This is a genomic window from Actinoplanes sichuanensis, from assembly GCF_033097365.1.
In the GTDB taxonomy this organism is placed as follows: domain Bacteria; phylum Actinomycetota; class Actinomycetes; order Mycobacteriales; family Micromonosporaceae; genus Actinoplanes; species Actinoplanes sichuanensis.
On the sequence record NZ_AP028461.1, the window covers coordinates 3956171 to 3982226 of the forward strand.

The following is a 26056-nucleotide window of genomic DNA, read 5'->3' on the forward strand; positions in this document are numbered from 1 at the left end:
TACACGACCGGCGGCGCGAGCACGCGGCGGATAGCGCTGATCCCCATAGAGCGGAACCGCCGAGCGGATACCGAGCACGATCGGCGGCAGGTGAGGACGTCGCTCAGCGGTCGAAGAGCGAGTCCTCTTGCGGCGGGTCAAGGATTCTGCGTAAGTCGGAGATGCACCGCCGCCATGCCGGCGCCCGGGAGACCTCCTCCCAGTACTCGGGTAGCCATGATGGCGCCTTAATCACACGGTCCAAGGTCTCGACTGCGAGATCGTGGAGGTACGGCGGGAATTGCGGCATGGGCGTGGTCGGGCCTGGCCCGTAGGTCGATGGGACGCCAGCGCCGCCTGGGCATTGTGCGGCAATCAGAGCTGCGGCGGCGACGGCTCGTTGGGCGTCCGAGAACAGCGGATCTTCATCGGTTGCCTTGGCGACCCGTTCCAGAACGATGCCGACCAGTTCGATACATGCTTCTGCCGAAGCGTTTTCCAGTTCGATGGCGAAGTCCGCGGCGTCGTCGTTGTCGAACGGTTCGACGTCCCAGGTGCTCATAGCTTCGCCGGCCTCCAGCCTCTCCGAAGACGATCTTCGCATATGGGATGGCCGTGTTGGGAGTGGCGGTGCCTCGGGCCGCCGTGACGCGCGGTGTCGAGCGGATCACGGCAGATGAGCAAGTCAGATCGAGGTATCGGAATCCTGTTCCGAACTCGCCGTGCGAAGGTCTTCGCGTGAGCATCGAAGACGACATCGCCCGATTCGACTGGTCCCGTATCCGGACATATCTCGGCTACGCTGAAATGGTGCCCTATGCGTTAAGAGGGCTCATCTCGGCTTCAGACGACGAGGAGGCCGTCCGGCTCGGCGTATGGATCGAGCGCATCCTTCTGTCCGTGGCCGGCCCCTGCGAGGGTTGCGTGCCAGTCGCGAGTGTCCTGGTCGCGGCCCTGTCCGAGATGACGCCGTCAGGGCACAGAGTGGCGCTTGGTCTCCTGTCGCAAATCTCCGCCGCCGAGATCACCGGGCCGGCACACGAACAGATCGGCGCGGTCGACGTCAAGGAGATCCGGCAAGCCGTGGCGGGCGGCTTCCAGCACTACGTCGCGGTACTTCGCGCGGAGTCCTCGCCGGAAGCCGATCTCTACTCCTGCATCGACCTTATGGATACCCTCGCGTTCTATGACCGCAGCTTGGCGGCAGAGGCCATCGCGGCGCTCGAATCGGTCCGGACCGCCGGTCGTGCCCCAGATTTGGCCCGGTCGATTGACAAGACACTCGACGATCTGGACGATTTTTCAAACGATTCTGCATAGACAGGCATCGCCGGATTCAGCATGATCAAGCGCGCTCTCATCGGCATGACAGTGAGGCTACTCTTCGGCTTCCTTCCCGTCGCCACTCAATGGAGAATCCGCCATTTGACGCTGTAGCTGGGACCGCCTATGCCGTAGCGGTGAGGCGATTCCAGTGGTCGCCATTCGGCTCGGAGGCGCCGCGCACCGTCGGGTGGTGCACGGTGTGACTCGAGGAGTGCCGTCAGTTCGTCGTAGCGTGCGTCAAACGCCGCCATGGCCGGGGTGGCTGTCAGTGTCGGCGTCCTGTGAGCCCCTATCGGCGGCTAGAAGAGGACGGCCGCCTGGCGGGAAGCACGGAAGATCCCACGCCAGAGTGGCCTGCCTCAACGATGGGCGACAGGCCGTCGATTCAGCTCCGCGAGCAGCGCCGACGGTCCAGGCGTCATCAGGCCGACGTCGACGATGAACGCGGGGGCGCCCGAGCGTCGACGCACCCGTGGCGCCCACGCCGGAACGGCGACGACGACAGCGGCGTTCAAGCTCGTGGGAGTCACCAGCAACTCGGTCAACGGGCCGGCGAAACGCAACCCGACCGACCGAACCGCCGACCACGGCAAGAACACCGGTCGGCGGCGGGTGGCCGCGAACTCCAAGCCAACGGCCGACGCCCGTACCCAGCCGAGATTACGACCGGCACCGAAGACGGTCCCGGTCGCTCCGGCGATCGCCGCCAGCAGCACCCAACTCACCGTTTCAGTGAAGTCCCACTCCTCCAGCGACAGACCCATCGCGATCCCGCGGAACAACACAAACACGGGAATGAAGATCAGTGCCATCCGCAGCCACAGCCGCGACCGGCGCAGACGGAATGTCACCGCGTCGCCGGCCGGGGCAGGGATGAGATCAACGACGGCCACCAGGGAAGTATCCGCAGCCCGGCTCCTCCGCGGATCAGCCGAATGATCACAGGCCGAACCATGGTCGCAGGCCAATGCCGACTACCGGCGCATCCTGGTCGGCCCCCAGTCGAGCCTCATCGGCAGGACACGACGTCAAGCCGTCACAGCGCACCAACCGGCCACGCCCGCAACGACCGGTCCGAGCGCGATCAGCGGCAGATCCGTGCACTCGATCTTGGTTGTGCGATGCCACGGGTGAGGAGCGCATGTCTCCGCGTGGCGTACCACGTCGTACTGCGGCTCGACCGTGCAACGGCGGAAGACCTCTACGTCACCTTGGACGAGGCCGGCGAACCCCTCTACCGGGCGGGCGACCCCGCTTCGGCGCCCGCTACGCGCGTGGCAGTGACCAGCGCCAAAACACCCGCACCGAGGATGGGTAGTCCGATCGACAGGATGCCGAGAAGGCCGAGTGCCACCATCATCACGCCCGACACTGCCAGCATCGACCGGCGCCCGGGCGCTGCGCGCGCTACACCATAGATCGAAAGAAGTGCTGCGACGGCAAGTCCGGCGAGGAACCAGGCCGCTACCTGACCGTCCTGCTGGCGTATCAGTCCGACATAGAAGACGATCATGATCAGGGCGATTGCGCTCGCAGTCGCCGCCAGAAGATCCCAACCGTTCCGCCACCCGGAGGTCATGATTCATCGTTGCAGATCCCGTGGGCGCTCACCACACCAGTAACCAGAGAACACCCTCGATTCGACAGAAGAGCGAACCGACAGATCGCAGCGCCTTAACTGCCGGGGCTCGCCGACGGTTGCCGGGCCGCTGGTGACGGCGCCGCGATCGACGAGGACCTCGAATGTGGCGGCGTCGTTGTCCGCCCGTACCAGCGCGTTCGGAATGATCTTGGCGTTCCGAGGACCGCCAGGACCTTCCCGACCACGGGCCGGCCGCTGACACGTGCAGGCCCCAGCCGCAGAGGGATCGGCTCGGGCCTGCACGGTGTTGCGGGGGTCAGTAACCGAATACCTGGGTGTAGTACGGGGTGCCGTCGGCGGTGTCCGCCGCGGCGACGCCGACCGTCTTGGACTGGCAGTTCACGATGTTGGCGCGGTGGCCGGGGCTGTTCATCCAGCCGTCGACGACCTCGGCCGCGGTGCGGTAGCCCATGGCGATGTTCTCGGCCGAGGGCTGGGCGTAACCGGCGGCCTTGGCGCGGGTCACGAAGGTGGAGCCACCGTCGCCGGTGTGCGAGAGGGTACCGTTCTGGGCCATCCACGTGCTGTGCGCCTGAGCGGCAGCGGTGAGCTGGGCGTCGACCGTCAGCGCCGCGCATCCGTTACCGGTGCGCTGCTCGTTGATCAGCCGGTTGATCTCGGCCACGACACTCTGGTCGGTCGAGTCACCGGGCGCGGGAGTAGCCGGCGCCGGCACCTCCGGAGCGGGCATCTCAGGAGCGGGCATGCCGGGCGCGGGCATCTCAGGCACGGGCATGCCGGGCGCGGGCATGCCGGGGAACGGCGTCTCGGGCGCGGGCATGCCGGGGAACGGCATCTCCGGGGCGGGCATGCCCGGGAACTGCCCCGGCATGGGCCACGCCGGGCCGCGGTGCTTCCACCCGCCGTGGTGCCCCGGACCGGCCTGACCGGCACCCGGCCACGGGTGCGTCTTCGCCGGGGCGGCCTCAGCCGGGCTCGCGAACATCGTGGTGACGCCGATGGCGGCCACCGGAGCGAGGACGGCGGTGACGGCGAGGCGGCGAAGAAGCTGGCGCAAGAGCAGACCCTTTCGAAGTTCCGGACCCGCTGCTTGCGGGCTCACCATCGACTTCGGCGGGATGACGGGCCGCGATGATGGCAGGCCCGGTGCCGGTGCGTCGCCGCATGGTTGCGGGGTTCGGCTTTCCTCGAGGGTTGACGACTGCTGGCGTTTCGGTTGTCAGTAGTTTTCATTAGTTCGTTATGGTTGTCGTCGTGAATGTGAAGGAATGGGCAGCGGCCACCGGGATCTCGTACGCGACAGCGTGTCGGCGTTACGCGGCCGGGACGCTGCCCGTTCCTACTTACCGGATCGGCCGTCTCATCATGATCGGTGAGCCGGTCACGGGAACGTCGGCCGGGGCCGGGTAGACCGTGGTGTATGCCGGGGTGTCGTCGGCCGACCAGAAGCCGGACCTGGATCGGCAGGTCGCCCGGGTGACCGTGTGGGCCACCGGGCAGAGACTCGGCGTCGACCGGGTGGTCACGGAGGTCGGGTCAGCGCTCGACGGGCACCGCGAGTTCCTCGCCCTGCTGCGTGACCCTGCCGTGTCGACGATCGTGGTCGAGCACCGGGACCGGTTCGCCCGTTTCGGGGCCGAGTACGTCGAGGCCGCGCTGACCGCGCAGGGTCGTCGCCTGCTGGTGGTCGACCCCGCAGAGGTCGATGACGACTTGGTCCGTGACGTGACGGAGATCCTGACGAGTCTGTGTGCGCGTCTGTACGGCCGTCGCGCTGCCGCGAACCGTGCCCGGCGGGCTGTGGAAGCTGCCACCGAGGAACCGGCGTGAAGACGATCCAGGCGTACCGGTTCGCCCTCGACCTCAACCCGGGCCGGGAACGTGATGTACTCGCCCACGCGGGTGCGGCCCGGGTCGCCCATAACTGGGCACTCGCTCGGGTCAAGGCCGTCATGGACCAGCGGAGCGCGGAACGGTCGTACGGCGTGCCGGACGAACAGTTGACGCCGTCGCTGTCCTGGTCGCTGGCCGGTTTGCGTAAGGCGTGGAACGCCGCGAAGCCCGACGTCGCGCCGTGGTGGGGCGAGGTGTCCAAGGAAGCGTTCAATACCGGCCTGGACGCGCTCGCTCGCGGGTTGAAGAACTGGACCGACTCCCGCACCGGCAAACGGGCCGGGCGGCCGGTCGGGTTTCCCCGATTCAAGTCGCGCCGCCGCACCACACCATCCGTGCGGTTCACCACCGGAGCGATCCGCATCGAACCCGACCGCATGCACGTCGTACTGCCTCGGCTCGGCCGGTTGAAGCTGCACGAGTCGGCCCGCAAGCTGGCCCGCCGCCTCGAAGCGGGCACCGCGCGGATCATGTCCGCCACGGTGCGGCGTGACGGCGGGCGCTGGCACGTGTCGTTCACCGTCGAGGTCGAACGCGCCGAACGCGTCCCGGCCCGCCCCGGCTCGGTGGCAGGCGTCGACGTCGGCATCAGACACCTCGCCGTGCTGTCCACCGGCGAACTCGTACCGAACCCGCGCCACCTGACCACCGCCCGGCAGCGCCTACGCGCTCTCGGCCGGGCATTGTCGCGTAAGACCGGCCCGGACCGGCGCACCGGTCGACGGGCGTCGAAGCGCTGGGAACGCGCCGCAACGAGGCTCGGCCGTGCCCATGCCCGCGTGAGCAATCTGCGCCGCGACGGTCTGCACAAACTCACCACCCGGATCGCTCGTGAGCATGGCACGGTCGTGGTCGAGAACCTCAACGTGACCGGCATGCTCGCCAACCGGCGGCTCGCGAAGCACATCGCCGACGCTGGATTCGCCGAGATCCGGCGGCAGTTGGCGTACAAGACCGGATGGAACGGCGGTCGGCTGCTGGTGGCCGACCGCTGGTATCCGTCCTCCAAAACCTGTTCGGCATGCGGCACGGTGAAAACCAAGCCGGCCCTGTCCGAGCGCACCTACACCTGTGAGGCGTGCGGCCTGACCGTTGACCGCGACCGCAACGCCGCACTCAACCTGGCCGCCCTCGCGGCCGAGTTCGACACCGCCGGGAGTGGCCCGGTGGCAGCACGTGGAGCCGACCAGAAGACCCGCGTACGCGGGCAGGTGGCCGTGAAACGTGAACCCGGCACGACACTCGTCGGTCAGACCGGGACCGTCCCGCCGCAAGGCAGGACTACCAACCGTGTGCTCACTAAAGCGCACTGAAAGGTAACGGTGTGCGTACTCCGAGAACGATGCTGCTGGCCCTGACCGTCCTGCTGGCCCTGGCCGCCTGCGGCGGGATCGAGTCGGAGACCGGCCTCTCCCCCGCCGACGAGCGGCGGCTGGTCGACCTGGGTCGGCTCCAGGACGGCGAACACGTGCTGTTCTACACCAGTCGGGGCGAGGACCTCGAGGACGCCGGCACGTTCTTCACCGAGTCACGGGTGGTCTCCTACTGGGCGCTCGGCGGCGACGGCGAGGAGGAGATCAGCATCCCGTTGAAGGACATCACCGCCCTGGACCTCGACGCCAACGCCGACTCGTGGACGTACGCCGCCTACCTGACCGTCACCTGGGGTGCGGACGGTACGAAGACCAAGGTGTATCTGCAGTCGGACGCCGACGAGTTCCCGCAGCACTTCCATGACGCGCTGAAGAAGCAGTGGGAGAGGCAGCGCTGAGGTCAGCTCACCCGGGAGCAGGTGATGTCGTTGACGGTGAACCAGGCCGGGTCGGCGCCCGCGGTACCGACCGCACGCAGTCCGAGGGAGATGCTGCCGCCGGGTGCGACGTTCGCGTTCCAGCCCTTGTCCTGGGTGATCACGACGACGGTGGGGGCGAGCAGTTGCGCGTTCCAGAACTCGACCACGGTCGCGGTCGTCTCCAGCGGGAACCGGAAGGTCCAGCCCCGGATGTCCTGGTCACCGACGTTGGTGACGGTGATCTCGGCGGTGAACCCACCGGTGTAGGGCGACACCTTGTACTTGACCGCGCAGGCCGCCGCGTCCGCCCGGGCCGCCGAGGCCGGTCCGAGCACCCCCGCCAGCATCGCCAGGACCCCGATCGCCCGTCCGATTCGCGACATGTCCGATTCCCCTCGCATAGATAAGCTTTCGTCGATGCATTCTGGGGCACTCGACTGGACGGAGACTGGACAGCGCCGATGACGCTACGGATCCAGGTGCTCGGGCCGATGCGCGCCTGGCACGACGACGAGCCGATTCTGCTCGGCCCGCCCGCGCAGCGGACGGTGCTGGGTCTGCTCGTGCTGGCCGGTGGGCAGCCGGTCGGCCTGCCCACGCTGATCGACACGATCTGGGGCGACGATCCGCCGGCCAGTGCCGTCAACGTCATCCAGACCCACGTCAAGCGGCTGCGCCGGATCCTCGAACCGGCCCGTGCCCCGCACTCCCGCAGCGAGCTGATCCCCTATCTCGGCGACGGCTACCACCTGGGTGTGCCGGCCGATCAGATCGACATCCTGCGGTTCCGGCGGCTGCTGCGTCAGGCTGCGGACAGCCGGGCGGTGGAGCCGCTCAGTGCGGCGTTGGCGCTGTGGCAGGGGCAGCCGTTCGCCGATCTGCCGCAGCTGGCCGAGCATCCGAAGGTCCGGCCGATCGTCGCCGAGCATCGGGCCGCGCTGTCCCGGCTGGGTGCCGCGCTGCTGGCCGCCGGGCAGGCCGGGCGGGCGATCGCTGCGTTCGAGGAGGTCACCGCGGCCGATCCGCTGGACGAGGCCGGGCAGGCGGGGCTGGTCCGGGCGCTGGCCGCGGCGGGGCGGCGGGCGCAGGCGTTCGCCACCTACCACGCGGTGCGGCGGCGGCTGGCCGACGAGCTCGGCGTCGACCCGGGCGCCGACCTGTCGGCGGCCCATCAAGATCTTTTAGACGAGGATGTACGGGTGAACGCCCCGACCCGGCCATCGGTGAGTACCGGGCGTCCGGTGCCCGCGGAACTGCCGGCCGACGTGCCCGGGTTCACCGGTCGGGCGTACGAGATCGATGCCCTGGACCGGCTGACCGGTGCCGCCGACCCGGCCACGGTGATGATCGCGGTCCTGTCCGGTACCGCCGGGGTCGGCAAGACCGCCCTGGCCACCCGGTGGGCGCACCGGGTCCGCGATCGTTTCCCGGACGGCCAGCTCTACATCGATCTGCGCGGATACGATCCGGAGCAGCCGGTGACCCCGGATGCCGCGCTGGCCCGGTTCCTGCGATCACTCGGGCTGCCCGGTGAGCAGATGCCGGCCGACGTCGAGGAGCGGGCCGCCCTCTATCGGAGTCTGCTCGATCGGCGGAAGGTGCTGATCCTGCTGGACAACGCGGCGTCGGTCGACCAGGTCCGGCCGCTGCTGCCGGCCGCCGCGAGCAGCGTCGTCCTGGTGACCAGCCGGGACAATCTTCCGGGCCTGGTGGTACGGCACGGTGCGCGCCGCCTCGACCTGGACGTACTGCGTACCGAGGATGCGTTGGCGCTGCTCGCCCGTCTGGCCGGGGACAGCGTCACCGGCGATCCGGAGGCCGCGGAGGAGTTGGCCGCGCACTGTGCCCGGCTGCCGTTGGCGCTGCGGATCGCCGCCGAGCTCGTGCACCGTCGGGCCCCGGCCACGTTGGCGTCGGTGGTCGGTGAGCTGGCCGATCACCGTGGGCGGCTCGGGCTGCTGTCGACGGGTGATCCGCACTCCGACATCGCGGTGGTGTTCTCCTGGTCCTACCGTGATCTGCCGTCCCGGGTCGCGCGGACGTTCCGGCTGCTCGGGCACCACCCCGGCACCGAGTTCGACAGCCATGCGGTGGCCGCGCTCACCGGCGGCACCGAGGCGCAGGCGCGGGAACATCTGGACCGGCTGACCGCGAGTCATCTCGTGCAGCGCACCGGCGACCGGTACGGCATGCACGACCTGCTCCGGGCGTACGCCAGAGATCTCGCTCTGCGGTCCGGCGAAGCCGGTCTGCCCCGCGCGGTGCTGGACTTCTATCTGCGGGCCGCGGCCACCGCGATGGATCTGCTGTTCCCGGCCGAGAGTGGCCGCAGGCCGCGGGTGCCGGACGCGGACGCGCCGATGCCGGCGCTGGACGAGGGCACCGCGCTGGCCTGGCTGGACGCCGAACGCGCGAATCTGGTCGCGACCGCGGTGCATGCGGTGGCGCACGGTCCGGAGTGGTATGCGGTGCAACTGGCCCAGGTGCTGCTGCGCTATCTGGAGAGCGGCGGGCACTATCCGGACGCGGTCATGCTGCACGAGCATGCGCTGCGGGCGGCCGAGCGGCTGCCGGATCGGCGCAGTGCCGCGCAGTTGCGGATCAACCTCGGGGTGCTGCACGTTCAGCAGGCGCGGTACGCCGAAGCCGGCGCCGAACTCCAGCGGGCCGTCGATCTGGCGCTGGAGGTCGGTGACACCTTGGTCCGGGTGCGGGCGCTGGGCAATCTCGGTCATCTGTATCAGTGGCAGGGCCGGTATGCCGAGTCGGCGCGGTTCCTCGGCGAGGTGGTCGCGGTGGCCCGGCACTCCGGTGATCGGGCCGGGGAGGCGCGCGGGTTGGGCAACCTCGGTCAGGTGCGGCTGCGGCAGGGCCGTCATCCGGAGGCGGCGCGTGATCTGCGGGCGGCGGTGGCGATCTGTCAGGACATCGGTGACGCGATCGGGGAGGCGTACGCGCTGCTGTTTTTGGGTCATGTCGAGTCGTCCTCGGGCCGGTCCGCGGAGGCGGCGCAACTGTACGAGCGGGCGCTGCTGGTCTTCTCCGGCACGACCGAGCTCGCCGGTCGGGCGTACGCCCTCGATGGTCTCGGTCTTGTCGATGTGTTGCGCGGTGACCACGAACAGGCCGGTACGCGTCTCGGTGAGGCCCTGTCGCTGTTCCGCCGGATCGGGGAACGGGCCGGTGAGGCCCGGGTCGGTAACAGTCTCGGCGAGGCGGCGGCCGCGACCGGCCGGGCGGCCGACGCCCGGACCCATCACCTCGCCGCGCTGCGGATAGCCGGTGAGATCGGCTACCGGTACGAGCAGACGCGCGCTGAGGAGGGGTTGGCCCGGTTGTCGGCCGCCGGCCGGTACGAGATGCCCGCGTAGCCGTTACTTGTCCAGGGCGACCGCCACGTCGGTGACGTCCAGCGGGAACGTCCCGATCAGCGTCGGCGTGCCGGTGAGCAGGTCGATGCTGTAGAAGTTCTGCAGCGGGACCTGGTCGGCCGGAACCACCGGGGTGAGGCTGGCGTAGGCCGTCAGCGCGGTCGTCTTTCCGCCGGTCAGGTCACTGAAGATGTCGAAACCGGCGTTGCCGTCGGCGTCGAATCCGAGGTTGCCGGTCGCCACCAGTAGCCCGTTGTTGGCCGGCGACTGGATGACCACCTGGTCGGTGGTGGTGTTGATGTCGAACAGGGTGGTTCCGGTGGCGGCGTTCAGGTCGTTGTTGGTGTACGCGGCGGCGGTCACGCCCCGGGTCGGGCCGGTCGCCGGCGGGGTGGTCAGGGTGGTGTCCTCGATCGTGGTGTGGTCGTTCAGGTTGTGCCGCAGGTTCTGGGCGTTGTCGCTGATCACCCGCAGACGGTCGGCGGCCGGGTTGAAGTCGACGCCGAAGTTCGTGCCGTACAGGGCGACCTGCAGCTGCGACACCTTGGTGGCGATCGCGCTGGGGATGCCGATGGTGTAGATGCCGCCCTTGTTGCCGACCGCGTACAACTTGCCGTCCTGCACCCGGAAGTCGATCCCGACGACCGAGGTGTCGCCGCTGAGGCCGGTGATGCGGCGTACCCAGTCGTTCTGCTCGGGCGTGCCGGTCCAGAACTGCAGCATCAGCGTGCCGTTGCCCGCGATCCCGTAGGCGAGCAGGCTCGACGCGGCGGCGGTGGCCCCGCCACCACTCACGCCGACGATGACGGCGGTGGTCGCGGTGACGACGGCGGCGGCCGCGGCGAGCGTCTTCTTGATCCGTGCCCTCATGACTTGTTCCCCCTGCTTCCGATGTCGGTTGACGTGCTGCGGCCGAAGCTATGCAGGACGTCTGGACACGAACTGGACACCACCTGGAGCCGTGTCCAGCGCGGCCGGTGGAGCCGTTCCGGGTTCGCGCCTGTGAGGATCACTGGGCTCCCACGATCGAGAGGATCCGCATGCACCACCGCATCACCGCCGTGCTCGTCGCCGGCCTGATCGCCGCGACCGGCACGATCGTGGCGGTCTCCCCCGCCGAGGCCGCCGCGAAGAGGTACGCCAACTGCGCCGCGCTCAACAAGGTCTACAAGCACGGTGTCGGTCTGAAGGGTGCGAAGGACAAGGTGCGCGGCAAGACGAAGCCGGTCACCACCTTCACCCGCAACAACGCGGTCTACAAGGCGAACAAGTCCCGTGACCGTGACAAGGACGGCATCGCCTGCGAGAAGCGCTGACCCGGGCGCCTGGTAGAACGTAAGGCATGACGACGGTAGACACTCGTTACGCGATTCGGGTGGGGCGGGCCGGGGACGCCGACGACCTCGCCGCGCTGCAGGCCTCCACGCAGTTGCAGCCGGTGACCGGCGGTGAGTCCCACCCGGGCATCGCGGCATGGGTGTACGACCTGATGGACGGCCACCCGTCGGTCACGCCCGACGACTTCCTGGTCGTCGAGGATGTGGCCACCGGGCGGCCCGCGGCGAGCCTGGTCGGGCTGCGCCAGGACTGGTTCCTGGCCGGGGTGCGGCTGCCGGTGGGCCAGGTGGAGCTGGTCGCCACCGCGCCCGAGCATCGCGGGCGGCGGCTCACCGAGATGCTGTTCGCCGCGCTGCACGACCGCTACCGGGCCGACGGCGTCACCCTGCAGATGATCGAGGGGATTCCGTACTTCTACCGGCGGCTCGGCTACGACTATGCGCTCGCCGACGACGGTGCTCCCAGCGTGCCCGCGACATCCCTGACCGTCGGCTCGGGTGACGGCCTGACGGTGCGGGCGGCCACCGTCGCCGACGCGGACGCCCTCGCCGCGATCGACCGGCGCCTCACCGCGGAGCCGGTGCTCAGCTGTCCCCGCGATCCGAACGTGTGGCGCTATGAGATCGCCGGCCGTCGGGACGCCGACATCTCCCGCAACGCGGTCGCCGTGCTCGTCGACGGCGCCGCGGTGTGCGGCTACCTGGTGCACAGCGTGCAGTTGTACGGCGCGGGCGAGCTGGTGCTGCACGCCGCCGCCTGCGAGCGGCCGGGCGACTGGGCGCGGGCCGCCCCGGCGATGTCGGCCTACCTGGGAGAGATCGGCCGACGGTACGCCGCGTCGACCGGGCAGCCGTTCACCCTGCTGCGCCGGCGTCTGAACCCGCAGCACCCGCTGGTCCGGCTGGGCCCGCCCGGAGTCCCGAAACGGCAGCGCGGCTGGTACCTGCGCGCCACCGACCCAGCCGTACTGCTCGCCCACCTGGCGCCGGTGCTGCGCGCCCGCTGGAACGCCGCGGGTCTGCGCTGGCCGGCCACCTCGATGACGATCGACACGTACGGGCGGGCCGCCCGCCTGGAGTTCACCGACGGTGAGCTGACCGCGGTGACCGCGGGCCGCCGCTCGCCGAACCCGGCCGTCGACCCGGGCATCGATGCGGCGGTCCCGCCGGGGGCGTTGCTGCAGCTGGCGCTCGGCTACCGCACCCTGCCGGAGGTGCTGGCCACCTGGCCGGACTGCGTGCCACGCGAGCACCGCACCGAGCAGTTCCTGACGGCCGCGTTCCCACCGGTCGACGCCCGCCTGTGGCCGCGCGTCTGAGCGGACCCGGAGGCAGGCCGATGATCCTTGCGCGGGTCCTGAGAGCGGCTTGAGGTTGTGTTGAGGGTGCGTTCCGATCTGTGGGGGCATGAACGCCACCGCAGTCGCCGCCCCCGCCGCCATCGTCCGTCGCTCGGCCGTTGAGCTCAGCGTGGTGGTGCCGTTCTTCAACCCGGGTCCGGTGGTGCGTCGCACGGTCGAGCAGCTGGTCGCCTGCCTGACCGAGGCCGGGGTGGCGTTCGAGGTGATCGCGGTCTCCGACGGCTCGACCGACGGCTCCGCCGCCCTGCTGGCCGGCATGGCGAACGTGACGGTGCTCGACAACCCGGTCAACCAGGGCAAGGGCGCCGCCCTGCACCAGGGGTTCGCCGCCGCCAACGGTGCGTGGGTCGGGTTCATCGACGCCGACGGCGACATCGACCCCCGGCACCTGGTCGACTACCTGACGCTCGCCCGCACCGGCGGGCACGCCATGGTCTACGCCGACAAGCGCCACACCGCCTCGGTGTCGGGTGCCGGCCGGGCCCGCAAGCTGATCTCGGTGAGCTACTCGACGCTGGTCACCGCCATGTTCGGCCTGACGGTCCGCGACACCCAGACCGGCTGCAAGATCATCCGCCGGGACGTACTCACCGAGGTCCTGCCCCGCCTGCGCGAACGCCGCTTCGCGTTCGACCTCGAACTGTTCGTCGCGACCAACGCCGCCGGCATCACCGACCTGCACGCCGCCCCGGTCCGCCTCGAGACCCGCGTCGCCGGATCGACGGTCACCACCAAGAGCATCGTCCGCACGATCCGCGACACGTTCACCATCTACGGCCGCCGCCGCGCGAACCACTACGCCGTCTACGCCCTCGCCGCCTGAACCACCCGACCCAGACGCACGACGGCGTCAGACGCCCCCGACTCCGGGAGTGTGGCCGAAGGTTCGTCGGAACACGTCGATGAACGCGCTGGCCGAGGACCAGCCGCAGCGGTGCGCGACCGTGGTCACCGGGGTCCGGTCGGCGAGCAGGATCAGCGCATGGTGCAGGCGCAGCTGGGTGCGCCACTGCGGGTAACTCATGCCGAGATCGCGGCGGAACAGCCGGGACAGGGTGCGGTCGCTGGCACCCACCGCACGGCCGAGGTCGACGAGCGTCCGGTTGTCACCCGGCGACGCCCGCACCAGCTCGCACACGGCGCGTAGCAGCGGATCCGTCGGGGTCGGCACGTGCAGCGGCTGCTGCGGCGAGGCCCGAAGCCGGTCGAGGAGTACGGCGAGCAGCCGATCGTGTTCCGGGCCGGCCGAGTCCGGACCGCGGGTGTACTCGATGATCAGCTCGCGGAGCAGCGGCGCGACCGACAGGACCGTGGGGGTGTCCAGGCTGAGCGGATTACTGTCGGCGGGCAGCCCGACCAGGTGCAGTTCCAGCGAACCGTAGGCGCGATGGGCGTGCACCGTGCCGGCGGGCACCCAGATGGCACGGTTACCCGGCGTCACCCAGGATCCGGCGTCGGTGGTGACGGTCAGGACCCCGCGCGCGGCGTAGATGATCTGGTGGTCGTCGTGCCGGTGGGCGCTGATCTCAGCCCCGGACGCCAGCCACTGGCTGCGGGTGGGTGCGATCGGCTCGTGGCGGATTTCCGGCATCGGTTGGCAGGATATCGGAAGCCGGACACCGTACCGCCGGGAAGCATGGTCGTGGTGCGAAGACGAACCTCCATCACCCTGCTGGCCGCCGGGCACGCCTGCGTCGACGTCTACCAGGGCGCCGTCGCCGCGCTGGTGCCGCTGTTCGTGGCCGAGCGCGCCTACACGTACGCCGCCGTGTCCGGTGTCGTCCTCGCCGCGTCGCTGCTGTCGTCGGTCGCGCAGCCGGTGTTCGGCGCCCTCACCGACCGGTGGGCGATGCCGTGGCTGCTGCCCGTGAGCACCCTGATCGGCGGAGTCGGCATCGCGGTGAGCGGCCTGACCGGCAGTTACCCGCTGACGCTGCTGTTCGTGGCGCTGTCCGGGATCGGCGTGGCCGCCTACCACCCCGAGTCGGCCCGGATCGCCCGCGAGGCGAGCGACGGCAGCCACACGGCGATGGCCTGGTTCTCGACCGGCGGCAACATCGGTTTCGCGGTGGCGCCGCTGCTGGTCGCCGCGATCACCGGGCTGAGGTGGACGCCGTTGCTGATGGTCCCGGCACTCGCCGGGGCCGCGATGGCACTGCCGGTGCTGCAGGCCCTGACCCGGCGCCGGAACGCCACGATCCCGAAGACCGGCCGTGACGACATCTCGTCGTTTCTGCGCCTGACGTTCGCGGTGATCTTCCGGTCGATCGCGTTCGTCGGGCTGAGCGCCTTCGTCTCGCTCTACGCTCGGCAACGGCAGGGCGGAGACCCGGCCGCGGGTACGGCAGCCTTGTTCCTGCTGTATCTCGGCGGAGTCGTCGGCTCCCTGCTCGGCGGTTCGGCGGCGAGCAGGTGGGGCCGGGTCACGACGTCGCGCTGGTCGTATGGCGTGGCCGTCTTCGCGATCGCCGGTGTGGTGTGGGCGCCCGGCCCGGCGTTCTACCTGTTCGTGGCCCTGACCTCGATCGCGCTGTACGTGCCGTTCTCGCTGCAGATCACTCTCGGACAGGACTACCTGCCGAGCCGGGTCGGCACCGCGAGCGGCGTCACCCTGGGGCTGACGGTCAGCGTCGGCGGTCTGGCGAGCCCGGTCATCGGCGCGCTGGCCGACGCCACCTCACTGCAGGCCGCGCTCATGCCGCTGGTGGTGATGCCCGCGTTGAGCTTGTTGATCTTCCAGACGTTGCGTGATCCGGCGCCGATACGGGCGTGTTAGCGTCGCCGGGGTGAAATTCCTGCTGACCGATTCCGGCGTTCGAAACGCGAGCATTCGGCAGGCCCTGGTCGACCTGCTGGGCAAGCCGATCGCCGAGGCCGGCGCCCTCTGCATTCCCACCGCGGGATACGGCGGCCGGTACGGCGAACCGGGCGGTCCCTGGCGTTTCATCAGTGGCCGGTCGCCCAGTCCGATGACCGAGCTGGGCTGGAAATCGGTCGGCGTGCTGGAACTGACCGCCCTACCCAGCATCGATCGGGAGCTGTGGACCTCGTGGGTCCACGCGGCCGACGTGTTGCTGGTCAACGGCGGCGACACCATGTACCTGCACCGCTGGATGCGCGAGTCCGGCCTGGCCGAGATGCTGCCGACGCTGCACGACACCGTCTACGTCGGGCTGAGCGCCGGCAGCATGGTGGTGACACCGCGGATCGGAAGGCATTTCACCGACGGCGACGACACGACTCTGGGACTGGTCGACTTCTCGATCTTCCCGCACCTGAACGACCCGGATTCCCCGCATTTCTCGATGGCCGAGGCGGAACGGTGGGCCACCGGAATCGACAGGCCCGCGTATGCCATCGACGCGCAGACCGCCATCAAGGTGACCGAAGCCGGCACCGAGATCGTCTCGGAGGGACAGTGGAAAAAGTTCGACTCCTGACCGCCGGTGTGTTCGGGACGGCTCTGCTTGCCGCCGGGGTCTGGTTCGCGCCGATGCCGTATCTGGTGGAGAAGCCTGGTCCGACGCTCGACGTGCTCGGGGCGGACGTGATCGCCGTGACCGGTGCGGACGTCTCCGCCTCGACGGGAAAGCTGCTGCTCACCACGGTCGAGGTCACTGATGTGGGTGGCGGCGCCGATGCGGTCGGTGCCTGGTTCGACGATCGGAGGGCGCTGGTCCCGCGGGAGGCGGTCTTTCCGGCCGGGCAGAGCGACGAGCAGGTTCAGCAGGTGAATCAGGAGGCGTTCGCGACGTCGGAGAGCACCGCGATCGCGGTGGCCCTGACCGAAATGGGTCAACCGGCGGGGGTACGGGTGAGCATCGACGTTCGTGAGATCGGTGGCCCGAGTGCCGGGCTGATGCTGGTGCTCGGCATCGTCGACAAGCTCACTCCGGCCGACCTCACCGGCGGTCGGGTGATCGCCGGGACCGGGGAGATCCGCGCGGACGGCGCGGTCGGCCCGATCGGCGGCATCCCCCAGAAGCTGCACGGCGCCAAGGCGGCCGGGGCCGAGTTCTTCCTGGTTCCGGAGGGCAACTGCGCGGAGGCGGCGGCCAACCCGGTGCCCGGTCTGACCCTGGCGAAGGTGGCCACGGCCGACGACGCGCTGCTCGCGCTGAAGACCGTCACCGCCGGGGGCGTCCCCGCACCGTGCTGAGATGATCGGCGCATGACTTCGCCCGTCACGGTTGATCTGGCTCTGGTCGGTGGGGGCGGGGCCGCTTCACTCGTACTCGCCGCTCTGGATCGAAAAGATCTTTCGGGGGTACGGGTGGCGATCGTCGACCCGGTGCACAAACGTGGGCAGGATCGGACCTGGGCTTTCTGGGGTGAGCCCGGTTCGTTTCTCGATCCGCTGCTCAGTGCGAGCTGGGCGGCGGTCGACGTGGTGACGGCGGAGGGTCGGCGGACTCTGCCGCTGCGGCCGCTGCGGTATGCGATGTTGCGGTCGGGGCCGCTCTACGAGCTGGCCGGTGCGGCGGAGCAGCGGCTCGGCGCGGTGCGGGTCACCGCCGCGGCCGACCGGCTCGACGACGACGGGTCGCGGGTGGTGGTGCGGGACGAAGCCGGTACGCCGTTGGTCCGGGCGGGGTGGGTGCTCGACTCTCGTCCGCGGTCTCCGGCGCGCTCTGGCCGTACCAACTGGTTGCAGCATTTTCGGGGTTGGTGGTTGGAGTCGGACCGGGCGATCTTCGAGCCGGGGCGGGCGGTCCTGATGGATTTTCGGACTCCGCAGCCCGCGCGTGGGGTGTCGTTCGGGTATGTGCTGCCGGTCGATGAGCGGTTCGCGTTGGTCGAATACACCGAATTCTCGCCGTCGGTGCTGTCCGGCGACGAGTATGACGCGGCGTTGCGCGGCTATCTCGCGCTGCTCGGCATCGACGAGGCGGCGGTGCGGGTGCGGGAGGTGGAGAACGGGGTGATCCCGATGACCGACGGTGTCTTCGAGGCCCGTCCGTCGCCGCGGGTGGTGCGGCTGGGTACGGCGGGTGGGGCGACCCGGCCGTCGACCGGGTTCACGTTCACCGCGATGGCCCGGCAGGCCGATCGGATCGCGGTCGAGGTGGCGGCGGGTCGTCCGCCGCTGCCCGGGCCGGCGTATCCGGGGCGGCACCGGTGGATGGACGCGGTGCAGTTGCGGGCTCTGGACCGCGGAATGGTCGACGGGGTCGAATTCTTCGGGCGGTTGTTCGACCGGAATCCGCCGGAGCGGGTGCTGCGGTTCCTCGACGGCACGACGTCCTGGGGTGAGGATCTGAGGCTGATGGCGTCGAGTCCGCTGCTGCCGATGACGCGGGCGGCGGCCGGTGACGCGGTCGCGCGTCTGGGTCGGGTGGTTCAGGCGGCGAGGGCGTAGACGGCGTAGTGGTTCGCGCGGCGGCGGCCGTAGATGGTGAACGTGTCGCGGATGGTGCGGATGATGCTCTTGGTGGTGACCGTCGATCCGGCGACGCGGGTCTCGAGGCGGACCGGGGCGGCGTGCAGGTCGGTGATGCCGGCGGCGTTGGTCGCGACGAACAGTTCGAGGTCGAACGCGAAGCGGCGTTCGCGCAGGCGGGGCAGGACCTCGGTGAGTACGTCCCGGCGGATGATCTTGCAGCCGGTCTGGGTGTCGCGGACCGTCAGGCCGAACATGGCGGTGACCAGCGTCGAGTAGGACACCGAGATCAGTTTGCGGGCCCGGCCGGCACCGGAGACCGAGGCGATGTGGCGCTTGTCGGCGTAGACCATCGCGTGGCCGCCGGTGCGGGCGAGCGTCAGGTAGTCGACCAGGTGCCGGGGGTCGATGTCGCCGTCGGCGTCGATGAACCCGACCCACGCACCGTTGGCGGCGGCGAACCCCTGGTGCAGGGCGGCGCCCTTGCCCTGGTTGACCGGGTTGTCGAGCACCGTCACGTTCGCCATGCCCGCGAGCAGGGCGGCGGAGCCGTCGGTCGAACCGTCGGAGACCGCGATCACCTCGAACACCACCCCGGCCTCGGTCAGGCAGGCGACCAGCTGCTCGACCGTGCGACGCACCACCGGACCCGGGTTGAAGAACGGCACGACCACGGTGAGGTCGATGAGGGCGGGGCGGGCGGCGGTGGCGTTCATGCCCCCACAGATCGGATCGCACCCTCAACGCAACCTCAAGCCGCTCTCAGAGGGTCATAAGTTCGCGGATGTAGCTTTAGCGGGTTGAAGTACCCTTTCGAGGTTTACGGATTGATTTGGTGTCCCTCGATGTCGTGAAGTCGCGGCGGGGGTTGAGGTCGCATGGTTGGCGGCCGCGTAGTGCCTGCTCATGGCACGTCAGGCGTATTCGACTGATCTCACGGACGCCCAGTGGGCGTTGATCGAGCCGTTCCTTCAGGTCTGGAAGGCCCGGCGGGCTTCCCCGTCGGGGTACGAAGGCCGCTACGAGATGCGCGAGATCGTCAACGCGTTGTTCTACCAGAACCGGACCGGTTGCCAATGGGCGTTACTGCCGCATGACCTGCCGCCCGGATCCGCGGTCTACTACTACTTCGGATTATGGCGTAACGACGGCACCGACCAGGCCATCCATGACCTGCTGCGCTGCCAGGCCAGGGAGAGGGCCGGCCGCACCGAGGACCCGACCGCGGTCGTCCTGGACACCCAGTCCATCCGTTGCGCGAACCACGTCCCGGCCGCTACCACCGGCAAGGACGCGGGTAAGAAGGTGCCCGGCCGCAAACGGGGCCTGGCCGTGGACACCCTCGGCCTGATCATCGCGGTCGTGGTCGCCGCGGCCTCGGCCACCGACAACACCATCGGCATCGACCTGCTCGACAAGGTCGTCGAGCACACCTCGACGGTGGCCCGCGTCTATGTCGATGCCGGGTTCAAGGACGAGGTCATGATCCATGGCGCAGTCCTCGGGATCACTGTTGAACAGGTCAAACGCAGCGACACCACTCCCGGGTTCGTGCCGATCGCCAAACGGTGGGTGGTCGAACGGACCCACGGCACCCTGATGCTGCACCGGCGCCTGGTCCGTGACTACGAGAGCCTGCCCGCCTCCAGCGTGTCGCACACCCTCTGGGCCTCCACGGCCAACCTGACCCGCCGGCTGACCGGCACCGCCACGCCGACCTGGCGCACCATCACCGAGGACGTGACCTGATGCAGCCCATCCTGGACCTGATCACCGAACGACAAACCAGTACCGCCGCGGCCATCGCCGACCTGCGCGAACAGATCGGCAAACTCACCGACGAACTACGCCTGGCCGAAACCGAACTGTCCGACCTGGTCACCACCCGCACCACCCTGACCCGGCTGACCGGCACCAACGACTCGGCCATCCCGAACAGCGGCAGCCTCGACAACACCGTCTACCAGCAGATCCTCTCCGCGTTCACCACCAGCGACAGCCCGGCCATGCGCGCCAGAGACGTCTGCCTCGCGATCGGCATCGGCGCCGAACACAACGACACCGAAGGCATCCGCGCCAAACTGAAACGCCTGGTCAAACGCGGAATCCTGACCGAGACCAGCGCCGGGCAGTTCACCCTCACCGCCCTAGCCGAGTGACCCCCGACCAGCAGTTCTAACTCGAACTCAAACCCGAAACATCCCTAAACCGCACGGATTGCCCTCTCAGGACCCGCGCAAGGATCGGCAGACCGGAACGGCCGCCTCGCACCTGACCGAATGTCTGAATGTGATCGTCCGGCTACCCACCCGTCTCATGTGGACAGTACGATCCCCTCGCACTTCTGCTCGATCGACAAAGATAAATCGGGGGATGTCATGCGGAAACAGATCAGAAGAGCGCTCCTCGGCGCGCTCGCGACGGTGCTGGTGCCGACCGGCCTGGCGGTCACCGCCCGGCCGGCGCAGGCGGCACCGGTCGGCGACCACGTCATCTTCTGGAACAACGTCCTGCTCAAGACCTACCGGACGGCCGGTGGCGCGCCCGGCCCGCTGGCGCGGTCCGGCGCGATGGTGCACAACGCCATGTTCAACGCGGTCAACACCATCAACTGCCACAAAACGGGTACGTACGACGACTTCAACTGTCTGGCCATCGACTACACCGGCTTCAACCCGATCACGAACTGGGCGAACCCGGACGTGGAGACGGCGATCGACTACGCCGCGTACACGGTGCTGACCAGTCTCTACCCGAACATCGGTTTCTCCGGTGACCTGGCCGCGGCACAGGACGGCATCGCCGTGGACGCCGCACAGCAGCAGGGTCGGAGCGTCGGCGCCAAGGCCGGGCAGAACATGATCTCCAACCGGGACCCGCTCGCCGACCAGTCCGGCCTCACCACCGCCTACACGCTGGTCAACGAGCCCGGCTATTGGCGGCCGACCGGATCCGGCAACGCCGTCACGCCCAACTGGGGGAAGGTGACACCGTTCTCCCGGTACGGGGAGGCGTACAAGAGCAGTTTCCGGCCGACGCCGCCCGGTGGTTACGCGACCATGTCGTCGCTGCTGGCCAGTGGGGCGTACGCCACGCAGGTCAACGTGGTCAAGAGTCTCGGCCGGGCGACCGGCTCCAGTCGCACCGCGGACCAGACGCAGGCCGCCTGGTTCTGGGCCAACGACCTGGACGGCACGTACAAGCTGCCGGGTCAGCACTTCGCGCACACGCAGGTCGTGTCGGCCGGCCGCGGGCTCGACCAGATGGCCAACCTGCGACTGTTCGCCCTGGTCAGCGCCGCGATGGCGGATGCCGCGGTGGTCGCGTCGGATGCCAACTACCAGACCCCGATCGACCTGTGGCGACCCGAGTCGGCGATCCAGCTGGCCGGAACCGACAACAACGCGGCCACCACCGCGGACGCGACCTGGAAACCGCTGTCGGCCGACCGCAACGGGGTCGGTTTCAGCCCCGCCTCCCCGTCCTGGGTCTCCGGGCACGCCACCGTCGGCAGCGCCTGGGCGGAGACCATGAAACGGTACTTCGGCACCGACGAGATCACCTTCACCGGCGGCACCGACGACCCGCACGCCGTCGGCGTGACACGGACCTTCACCACCCTGAGCGCGGCGGCGATGGAGAACGCCCGCAGCCGGATCTACCTGGGTGTCCACTACAGCTGGGACGTCACTCAGGGCTACACCGCCGGCACCAAGGTCGGCACCTACGTCTCCAACAAACTCCTGCAGAAGGTGATCGGCGGCGGGACCTACCCGACCGCGTCGGAATGCGAGACGAAAGGCGACGATTTCGTCTACGGCAACCTGATCTACAGCGGCTACTACTGCCGCGGGGACAGCCCCACCTCCTGGCGGCTCATCTTCTACCCCTGGATGTGACGGTCCGGTCCGGTGACGGTCGTGTGCGCCACGACCGTCACCGGACCACGGCCTGAACTCGTCGCCCACCGGTCTCCGGATCGGCTGCCACTCCTCCCGCGGGCACACTTGCGCTTCCACTAGTCTGGATTCAGACTAGTCGAAGACGCAGACTACTCGCGTGACAGGGTTCCGCGACACCTGGAGGAGAACATGGGGGGATCAGCGACGGACCCCGGCTGGTTGCGCGCCACTCTCGAGATGGCCGTCCTGGCCACCCTGACCGAGGGCGACCGGCACGGATACGCCCTGGCCCAGCGCCTCGGCGACCAGGGGCTCGGCACGATCCGGGGCGGTGTGCTCTACCCGGTGCTGACCCGGCTGGAAGCCGAGGCCGCGGTCAGCTCGACATGGCAGGCCGGCGCGGGCGGACCGGGCCGGAAGGTCTACGCGATCACCGACGACGGTCGGCGGCGGCTGGACGGCCAGTGGCAGGCCTGGCAGAGATTCACGGCCACCCTTGACGAGTTCCTGCGGCAGACGATGGAGCAACCATGACGGCCAGTTTTGAGCGGTGGGAACTGATGACCCGAACCGCCCTCGGCGACCGCGGCATCGGCTACCGGGAGGCGACGCCCCTGATCCAGCAGGCACGCTCCGACTATGAGCAGAGCGGCGCTGACCCCTGGCAGGCGCTGGGCTCCCCCGACGACTTCGCGGCGGACGTCGCGGCCGCCCAGCCGGCCGTTCAGGCCCGGCTGGACACCCAGGGCAAGACGCCTCGTGATCACCTGAGCGACGGGCTGTTCGTACTGGCGTTCGTCGGCGTGCCGGCGTCCCTGCTCGCGATGTGGGTCAACGGCGGGCTCACGATTCCGCTGACCGTCGCGGGCGTCGTCGGTACCGTCCTGGTCGGCCTGAGCCTGTTCGTCTGCATCGCGGCACCCAGTGCGCTGCGGGCCTCCGGGCATCCCCGCCTGGCGCCGTGGGGTTTCGTCGGCGCGGGCCTGCTCGTGATCGCCGCGGGTGTGGCGTTCACCCGGCTGCCCACCGACCGCATCGGCGAGACGTCCGCATTGGGCACGCTGGTGGTCTCCCTCGGCCTCGGTTGGCTGCTGACCCGGCCCGGCAGACCCGCCGAGCCGTCCACCGGGTCCGACCCGGCCGACCCGGAGGCCTGGTTCGCGCGGCTCCAGGCCCTGCTGGTCGGCCGATTCGACCTTCCGGCCGACCGGGCGGCCGTCCTGGTCGAGGAGGCCCGCGCCCACGTGACGGAGGCCGGCTCCAGCCCGGGTGCGGAGTTCCCGTCGCTGGAGCAGTTCGCGCAGGACCTGGCGGCGGGTGAGCCCCGGCGGCAGGTGCCGTGGTGGCGGACTCGGGCGGCGAGCACGGCGGGTCGGATCGCCCTGCTGGTCCTGATGGCCGTCCTGATCGTGTCGGCCGTGCTCGACGGCGACTGGTGGATCGCGGTCACCGGTGCGGCTCTGCCGGCATGGGTGGGAGTGGATTTCGGACGCAGAGCCGACAGCTGACGTCACCACTTGCCCGTCGAGATCCGGTCCGCCGAGTGTCCATAGTGGACTTGCAAGAGACTGTCAACCCCGTCGACGGCGCCCCTTTCCCGATTCGGGAATGGGGCGCCACGCTTATCCGGCCAAAATGACTCCATTCACCACCGTCGACTCTCGGATTCCAACAATCCGGACATACAACGGATTTTGATCAAGCCTTGACCCCGCTCGAATATGCATTGATTATCTTCCACATGTTCGCCTGGCGACTGGTCCAGGAGAATCGCATCTTTCGAAACGGGGTACCAGTTTGTCCACCACATCGAGACTCCTGACGCGCCGTCTGTCCGTCGTGCTGCTCTCCGCGGCCGTGGCACTCGGCGGCATGCCGGAGATCGCACACGCCCGGGTGCCCGCCGCCGCCGTTCAGTCGAGCACCGCGGCGACCGCACTGACCGGCACCCTCAAGACCGCGACGGGCGCGCCGATCGCCGACGCCGTGGTCACGGTCTCCGTCGACACCGTGTCCGGCAACACCATCACACCCGCCGAGGTCGGCTGGGGCTACTCGTGGGCGGACGGCGGGTTCGACACGTGGATCGGCTTCCCGGAGACGATCGCCGCCGCCACCGGCACCGACGGCCTGGTCCCGCTGACCATCACGATCCCGTCCGCCACCGGCACGCCGACGGTCGTCTACACCGGTCCGGCGGTCGTCGGCACCGACGGTGTGGTGCGCCCGTACGACACCGAGACCGGCACCACGAGCACGTTCGACCTGATCGAGGCCACGTACACCTACAACCCGGCAGCTGAGACGCCGGCCGCCGAGGGCGACGCGCTCACCCTGGAGGTCTACGACGCGCTGACCGTCATGGAGGAGGTCCCGGACGCGGTCATCGCCCAGGGTGACCAGGCCACTCTCGAGTACCTCGAGGAGAACCTCGACGTCACCGCTCCGGGCGAGATGTCGACGTTCGGCATCGTCGGCTGCATCTCGGCGATCGGAGTGGCGATCTTCTCGATCGTCGGCCCGATCAGCAAGATCAAGGCAGCGGTGAAGGCGGCCGGTGGCGCCTGGAAGCTGGCCAAGGTGCTCAGCAAGGCCTACAAGGCGGCCCGCAAGGCCGGGTTCAGCCGCAAGGACGCCATCCGCTGGGCCAAGAACGAGGGCATCAAGTCCGTCACCCGCGCGGACTACAAGAACATTCTGTTGTCGCTCTTCTCGGTCGGCGCAGTCGTCGGCGAATGTTTCGAATAAAGGAAAGCCTCCGGTAACACCGAAGTAACCAATCGATGGGCGGCCGACGAATTCGTCGACCGCCCATCGACGGTGCGTCCCGACGTCACCGTCGGCACCAGAAACAATGAGCGACGGAATGGGTCCGGTGGACGCTACCCGAGGATTCCGGTCAGCCGTCCGGTCCAGCCGTCGAGGATCCGTTCCGGGTCGCTGTTCAGGACGTCGGCCAGCAGGGTGGCGTACACGTCGCGGAAGTCGACGGTGTATTTCAGGTCGCCGTCTTCAAGGTCGGTCAGGCTCGGTGGTTCGCCGTGGCGGCCGCCGTGGACACCGTCGCCGAGCAGGAACATGTGTGACGCCGTGCCGTGGTCGGTGCCGTCGGAGGCGTTGGCGTGCACCCGCCGTCCGAACTCCGAGTACACCGCGATCACCACGCCCTTGCCGGCCATCCGGTCGGCGAACGCGGTCAGCGGTCCGTCGAGCCGCTTCAGCAGGGCCTGTTGGGAGTCGCGGCCGTCGGCGTGCAGGTCGAAGCCGCCCAGCGACACCGAGTACACCCTGGTCGCCGCACCCGCCTCGATGCATCTGGCGACCAGGGCGAGCTGCTGATCGAGCGGCGGCGCGGCACCACCGGTGGCGGTCGCCGCGGGCGGGTCGCCGTCGTCGGTCTCCTCGTCGGCGGTCTCCGCCTCGACCTCGCGCATCATGTCCTGGACCCGCATCAGGTCGGCGAAACAGCCGGCGGCACGAGCCAGCGCGGGCGAAACCCCCGGTTCGGCGGTCGCCAGGTTGCCCAGGGTCGCGGTGGTCAGTCCGCCGGGGAGAGCGAGTTTCCCACCGGGTACGGTCGCCCCGGCGCTGTCCGCACCGGCGAGAAGGGGTGGCAGCGCCGGTTCGAACGAGATCGCCAGCCGCGGGTCGCGGCCCGTGGTGTCCAGCCAGCGGCCGAGCCAGCCGGTGGTGCCGGGCCGGTCGGGCTGGGCGGTCTGCCAGATGTCCATCGACTGGAAGTGGCTGCGGTTGGGCCGTGGATAGCCGACGCCGTGCACGATCGCGAGCCGCCGGTCCTGGTAGAGCCGGTGCAGCCCGGTGAGTCCCGGGTTGAGCCCGAACTCGTCGTCGAGCCGCAGGATCGCCTCGGGTTGGTAGGTCATCTCGGGTCGGGCCGCCGCATACGCCGGATCGGCGTACGGGATGACGGTGTTGAGTCCGTCGTTGCCGCCGTAGAGGGTGACCAGGACCAGGGTTGTCGCGGTGTCGTCACGGTCGCCGGAGGTGGCCAGGAGGTCGTCGAGGGTGTACGCGGTGGCGCCTGCCGCGAGGGCACCGGCGCCGGCGACACCGCTGGCGATCAGGAACCGGCGGCGGGTGATGGTGTCCAT

26 protein-coding genes and 2 pseudogenes are annotated in these 26056 nt (G+C 69.4%); 19 read left to right on the forward strand and 9 right to left on the reverse strand.

Going from position 1 to position 26056, the window contains the following annotated elements; translation table 11 throughout:
- Nucleotides 1-103: 103 nt before the first annotated feature.
- Nucleotides 104-541 (reverse strand): DUF4259 domain-containing protein, encoded by a 438-nt coding sequence (locus tag Q0Z83_RS18155; protein WP_317795134.1) that lies wholly within the window; start codon nt 539-541, stop codon nt 104-106.
- Between the two features lie 176 nt (nt 542-717).
- Here Q0Z83_RS18155 and Q0Z83_RS18160 point away from each other — a divergent pair, with 176 nt between their 5' ends.
- Nucleotides 718-1299, forward strand: coding sequence for a hypothetical protein (locus tag Q0Z83_RS18160; protein ID WP_317795135.1), 582 nt, complete (start codon nt 718-720; stop codon nt 1297-1299).
- Nucleotides 1300-1664: 365 nt separating this feature from the next.
- Here the strand turns inward: Q0Z83_RS18160 and Q0Z83_RS18165 are convergent, their stop codons facing one another.
- The 3 genes from Q0Z83_RS18165 to Q0Z83_RS18175 all read right to left on the reverse strand — a co-directional run bounded on the left by Q0Z83_RS18165 (nt 1665) and on the right by Q0Z83_RS18175 (nt 3965).
- Entirely contained in the window at nt 1665-2198 is a 534-nt protein-coding gene (locus tag Q0Z83_RS18165; RefSeq protein ID WP_317795136.1) for a hypothetical protein, read from the reverse strand.
- 341 nt (nt 2199-2539) lie between these two features.
- A complete protein-coding gene (locus Q0Z83_RS18170; RefSeq protein ID WP_317795137.1) occupies nt 2540-2884 on the reverse strand; it encodes a hypothetical protein in 345 nt (114 codons plus the stop codon).
- Nucleotides 2885-3203: 319 nt separating this feature from the next.
- Nucleotides 3204-3965, reverse strand: coding sequence for a CAP domain-containing protein (locus tag Q0Z83_RS18175; RefSeq protein WP_317795138.1), 762 nt, complete (start codon nt 3963-3965; stop codon nt 3204-3206).
- Between the two features lie 197 nt (nt 3966-4162).
- Between Q0Z83_RS18175 and Q0Z83_RS18180 the strand changes: the two are divergent.
- The 3 genes and pseudogenes from Q0Z83_RS18180 (at nt 4163) to Q0Z83_RS18190 (ending at nt 6572) form a co-directional block, all read left to right on the forward strand.
- A pseudogene (locus Q0Z83_RS18180) lies at nt 4163-4738 on the forward strand (IS607 family transposase).
- On the forward strand, nt 4735-6114 hold the full coding sequence (gene tnpB, locus Q0Z83_RS18185; protein WP_317795139.1) for an IS607 family element RNA-guided endonuclease TnpB: 1380 nt from the start codon (nt 4735-4737) through the stop codon (nt 6112-6114). Before Q0Z83_RS18180 ends, tnpB begins: the two are co-directional and overlap by 4 nt.
- Before the next feature lie 11 nt (nt 6115-6125).
- Nucleotides 6126-6572: a hypothetical protein gene (locus Q0Z83_RS18190; RefSeq protein ID WP_317795140.1), complete on the forward strand. Its 447-nt coding sequence runs from the start codon at nt 6126-6128 to the stop codon at nt 6570-6572.
- A gap of 2 nt (nt 6573-6574) precedes the next feature.
- Here the strand turns inward: Q0Z83_RS18190 and Q0Z83_RS18195 are convergent, their stop codons facing one another.
- Nucleotides 6575-6976, reverse strand: coding sequence for a cellulose binding domain-containing protein (locus tag Q0Z83_RS18195; protein WP_317795141.1), 402 nt, complete (start codon nt 6974-6976; stop codon nt 6575-6577).
- 108 nt (nt 6977-7084) lie between these two features.
- Between Q0Z83_RS18195 and Q0Z83_RS18200 the strand changes: the two are divergent.
- Both Q0Z83_RS18200 and Q0Z83_RS18205 read left to right on the forward strand, forming a co-directional pair.
- Nucleotides 7085-7717, forward strand: a pseudogene (locus Q0Z83_RS18200) (AfsR/SARP family transcriptional regulator); the annotation flags it as partial.
- A gap of 75 nt (nt 7718-7792) precedes the next feature.
- Nucleotides 7793-9964, forward strand: a complete 2172-nt coding sequence (locus Q0Z83_RS18205) for an ATP-binding protein (protein WP_317797093.1) — start codon at nt 7793-7795, stop codon at nt 9962-9964.
- A gap of 3 nt (nt 9965-9967) precedes the next feature.
- Here the strand turns inward: Q0Z83_RS18205 and Q0Z83_RS18210 are convergent, their stop codons facing one another.
- Nucleotides 9968-10834, reverse strand: a complete 867-nt coding sequence (locus Q0Z83_RS18210; RefSeq protein WP_317795142.1) for a DUF4394 domain-containing protein — start codon at nt 10832-10834, stop codon at nt 9968-9970.
- Between the two features lie 170 nt (nt 10835-11004).
- On the opposite strand from Q0Z83_RS18210, the gene Q0Z83_RS18215 reads away from it, so the two are divergent.
- From Q0Z83_RS18215 to Q0Z83_RS18225, 3 genes are all read left to right on the forward strand, one after another.
- Complete coding sequence (locus tag Q0Z83_RS18215) at nt 11005-11280, forward strand: excalibur calcium-binding domain-containing protein (RefSeq protein ID WP_317795143.1); 276 nt, start codon at nt 11005-11007, stop codon at nt 11278-11280.
- Nucleotides 11281-11306: 26 nt separating this feature from the next.
- Complete coding sequence (locus tag Q0Z83_RS18220) at nt 11307-12620, forward strand: GNAT family N-acetyltransferase (RefSeq protein WP_317795144.1); 1314 nt, start codon at nt 11307-11309, stop codon at nt 12618-12620.
- Between the two features lie 88 nt (nt 12621-12708).
- A complete protein-coding gene (locus tag Q0Z83_RS18225; protein WP_317795145.1) occupies nt 12709-13485 on the forward strand; it encodes a glycosyltransferase family 2 protein in 777 nt (258 codons plus the stop codon).
- Between the two features lie 27 nt (nt 13486-13512).
- Here Q0Z83_RS18225 and Q0Z83_RS18230 read toward each other — a convergent pair whose 3' ends face one another.
- Nucleotides 13513-14253 carry an AraC family transcriptional regulator gene (locus tag Q0Z83_RS18230; RefSeq protein ID WP_317795146.1) on the reverse strand — a complete coding sequence of 247 codons (741 nt, stop codon included), beginning with the start codon at nt 14251-14253 and terminating at the stop codon, nt 13513-13515.
- Between the two features lie 54 nt (nt 14254-14307).
- On the opposite strand from Q0Z83_RS18230, the gene Q0Z83_RS18235 reads away from it, so the two are divergent.
- From Q0Z83_RS18235 to Q0Z83_RS18250, 4 genes are read left to right on the forward strand one after another with little or no spacing between them, the layout of a single operon-like run.
- Nucleotides 14308-15438 carry an MFS transporter gene (locus tag Q0Z83_RS18235; RefSeq protein ID WP_317795147.1) on the forward strand — a complete coding sequence of 377 codons (1131 nt, stop codon included), beginning with the start codon at nt 14308-14310 and terminating at the stop codon, nt 15436-15438.
- Between the two features lie 10 nt (nt 15439-15448).
- A complete protein-coding gene (locus tag Q0Z83_RS18240) occupies nt 15449-16102 on the forward strand; it encodes a Type 1 glutamine amidotransferase-like domain-containing protein (RefSeq protein ID WP_317795148.1) in 654 nt (217 codons plus the stop codon).
- The gene (locus tag Q0Z83_RS18245) at nt 16081-16821 is read left to right on the forward strand and encodes a S16 family serine protease (protein WP_317795149.1); all 741 of its coding nucleotides are present in this window, start codon (nt 16081-16083) and stop codon (nt 16819-16821) included. Before Q0Z83_RS18240 ends, Q0Z83_RS18245 begins: the two co-directional genes overlap by 22 nt.
- 12 nt (nt 16822-16833) lie before the next feature.
- On the forward strand, nt 16834-18021 hold the full coding sequence (locus Q0Z83_RS18250) for a lycopene cyclase family protein (protein ID WP_317795150.1): 1188 nt from the start codon (nt 16834-16836) through the stop codon (nt 18019-18021).
- On the opposite strand, the gene Q0Z83_RS18255 is transcribed toward Q0Z83_RS18250, so the two are convergent.
- Nucleotides 18003-18758: a glycosyltransferase family 2 protein gene (locus Q0Z83_RS18255; protein WP_317795151.1), complete on the reverse strand. Its 756-nt coding sequence runs from the start codon at nt 18756-18758 to the stop codon at nt 18003-18005. The genes Q0Z83_RS18250 and Q0Z83_RS18255 overlap by 19 nt on opposite strands.
- A gap of 190 nt (nt 18759-18948) precedes the next feature.
- Between Q0Z83_RS18255 and Q0Z83_RS18260 the strand changes: the two genes are divergently transcribed.
- The 6 genes from Q0Z83_RS18260 (at nt 18949) to Q0Z83_RS18285 (ending at nt 24692) form a co-directional block, all read left to right on the forward strand.
- Nucleotides 18949-19791 carry an IS5 family transposase gene (locus Q0Z83_RS18260; protein ID WP_317795152.1) on the forward strand — a complete coding sequence of 281 codons (843 nt, stop codon included), beginning with the start codon at nt 18949-18951 and terminating at the stop codon, nt 19789-19791.
- Nucleotides 19791-20201 carry a hypothetical protein gene (locus tag Q0Z83_RS18265; RefSeq protein ID WP_317795153.1) on the forward strand — a complete coding sequence of 137 codons (411 nt, stop codon included), beginning with the start codon at nt 19791-19793 and terminating at the stop codon, nt 20199-20201. Before Q0Z83_RS18260 ends, Q0Z83_RS18265 begins: the two co-directional genes overlap by 1 nt.
- 219 nt (nt 20202-20420) lie before the next feature.
- Entirely contained in the window at nt 20421-21941 is a 1521-nt protein-coding gene (locus Q0Z83_RS18270; protein WP_317795154.1) for a vanadium-dependent haloperoxidase, read from the forward strand.
- A gap of 192 nt (nt 21942-22133) precedes the next feature.
- Nucleotides 22134-22478 carry a PadR family transcriptional regulator gene (locus Q0Z83_RS18275; RefSeq protein ID WP_317795155.1) on the forward strand — a complete coding sequence of 115 codons (345 nt, stop codon included), beginning with the start codon at nt 22134-22136 and terminating at the stop codon, nt 22476-22478.
- Nucleotides 22475-23452: a tellurite resistance TerB family protein gene (locus Q0Z83_RS18280; protein ID WP_317795156.1), complete on the forward strand. Its 978-nt coding sequence runs from the start codon at nt 22475-22477 to the stop codon at nt 23450-23452. Before Q0Z83_RS18275 ends, Q0Z83_RS18280 begins: the two co-directional genes overlap by 4 nt.
- Before the next feature lie 289 nt (nt 23453-23741).
- Nucleotides 23742-24692, forward strand: coding sequence for a hypothetical protein (locus Q0Z83_RS18285; RefSeq protein ID WP_317795157.1), 951 nt, complete (start codon nt 23742-23744; stop codon nt 24690-24692).
- A 134-nt stretch (nt 24693-24826) separates the two neighbouring features.
- On the opposite strand, the gene Q0Z83_RS18290 is transcribed toward Q0Z83_RS18285, so the two are convergent.
- On the reverse strand, nt 24827-26056 hold the full coding sequence (locus Q0Z83_RS18290) for a DUF1501 domain-containing protein (protein ID WP_317795158.1): 1230 nt from the start codon (nt 26054-26056) through the stop codon (nt 24827-24829).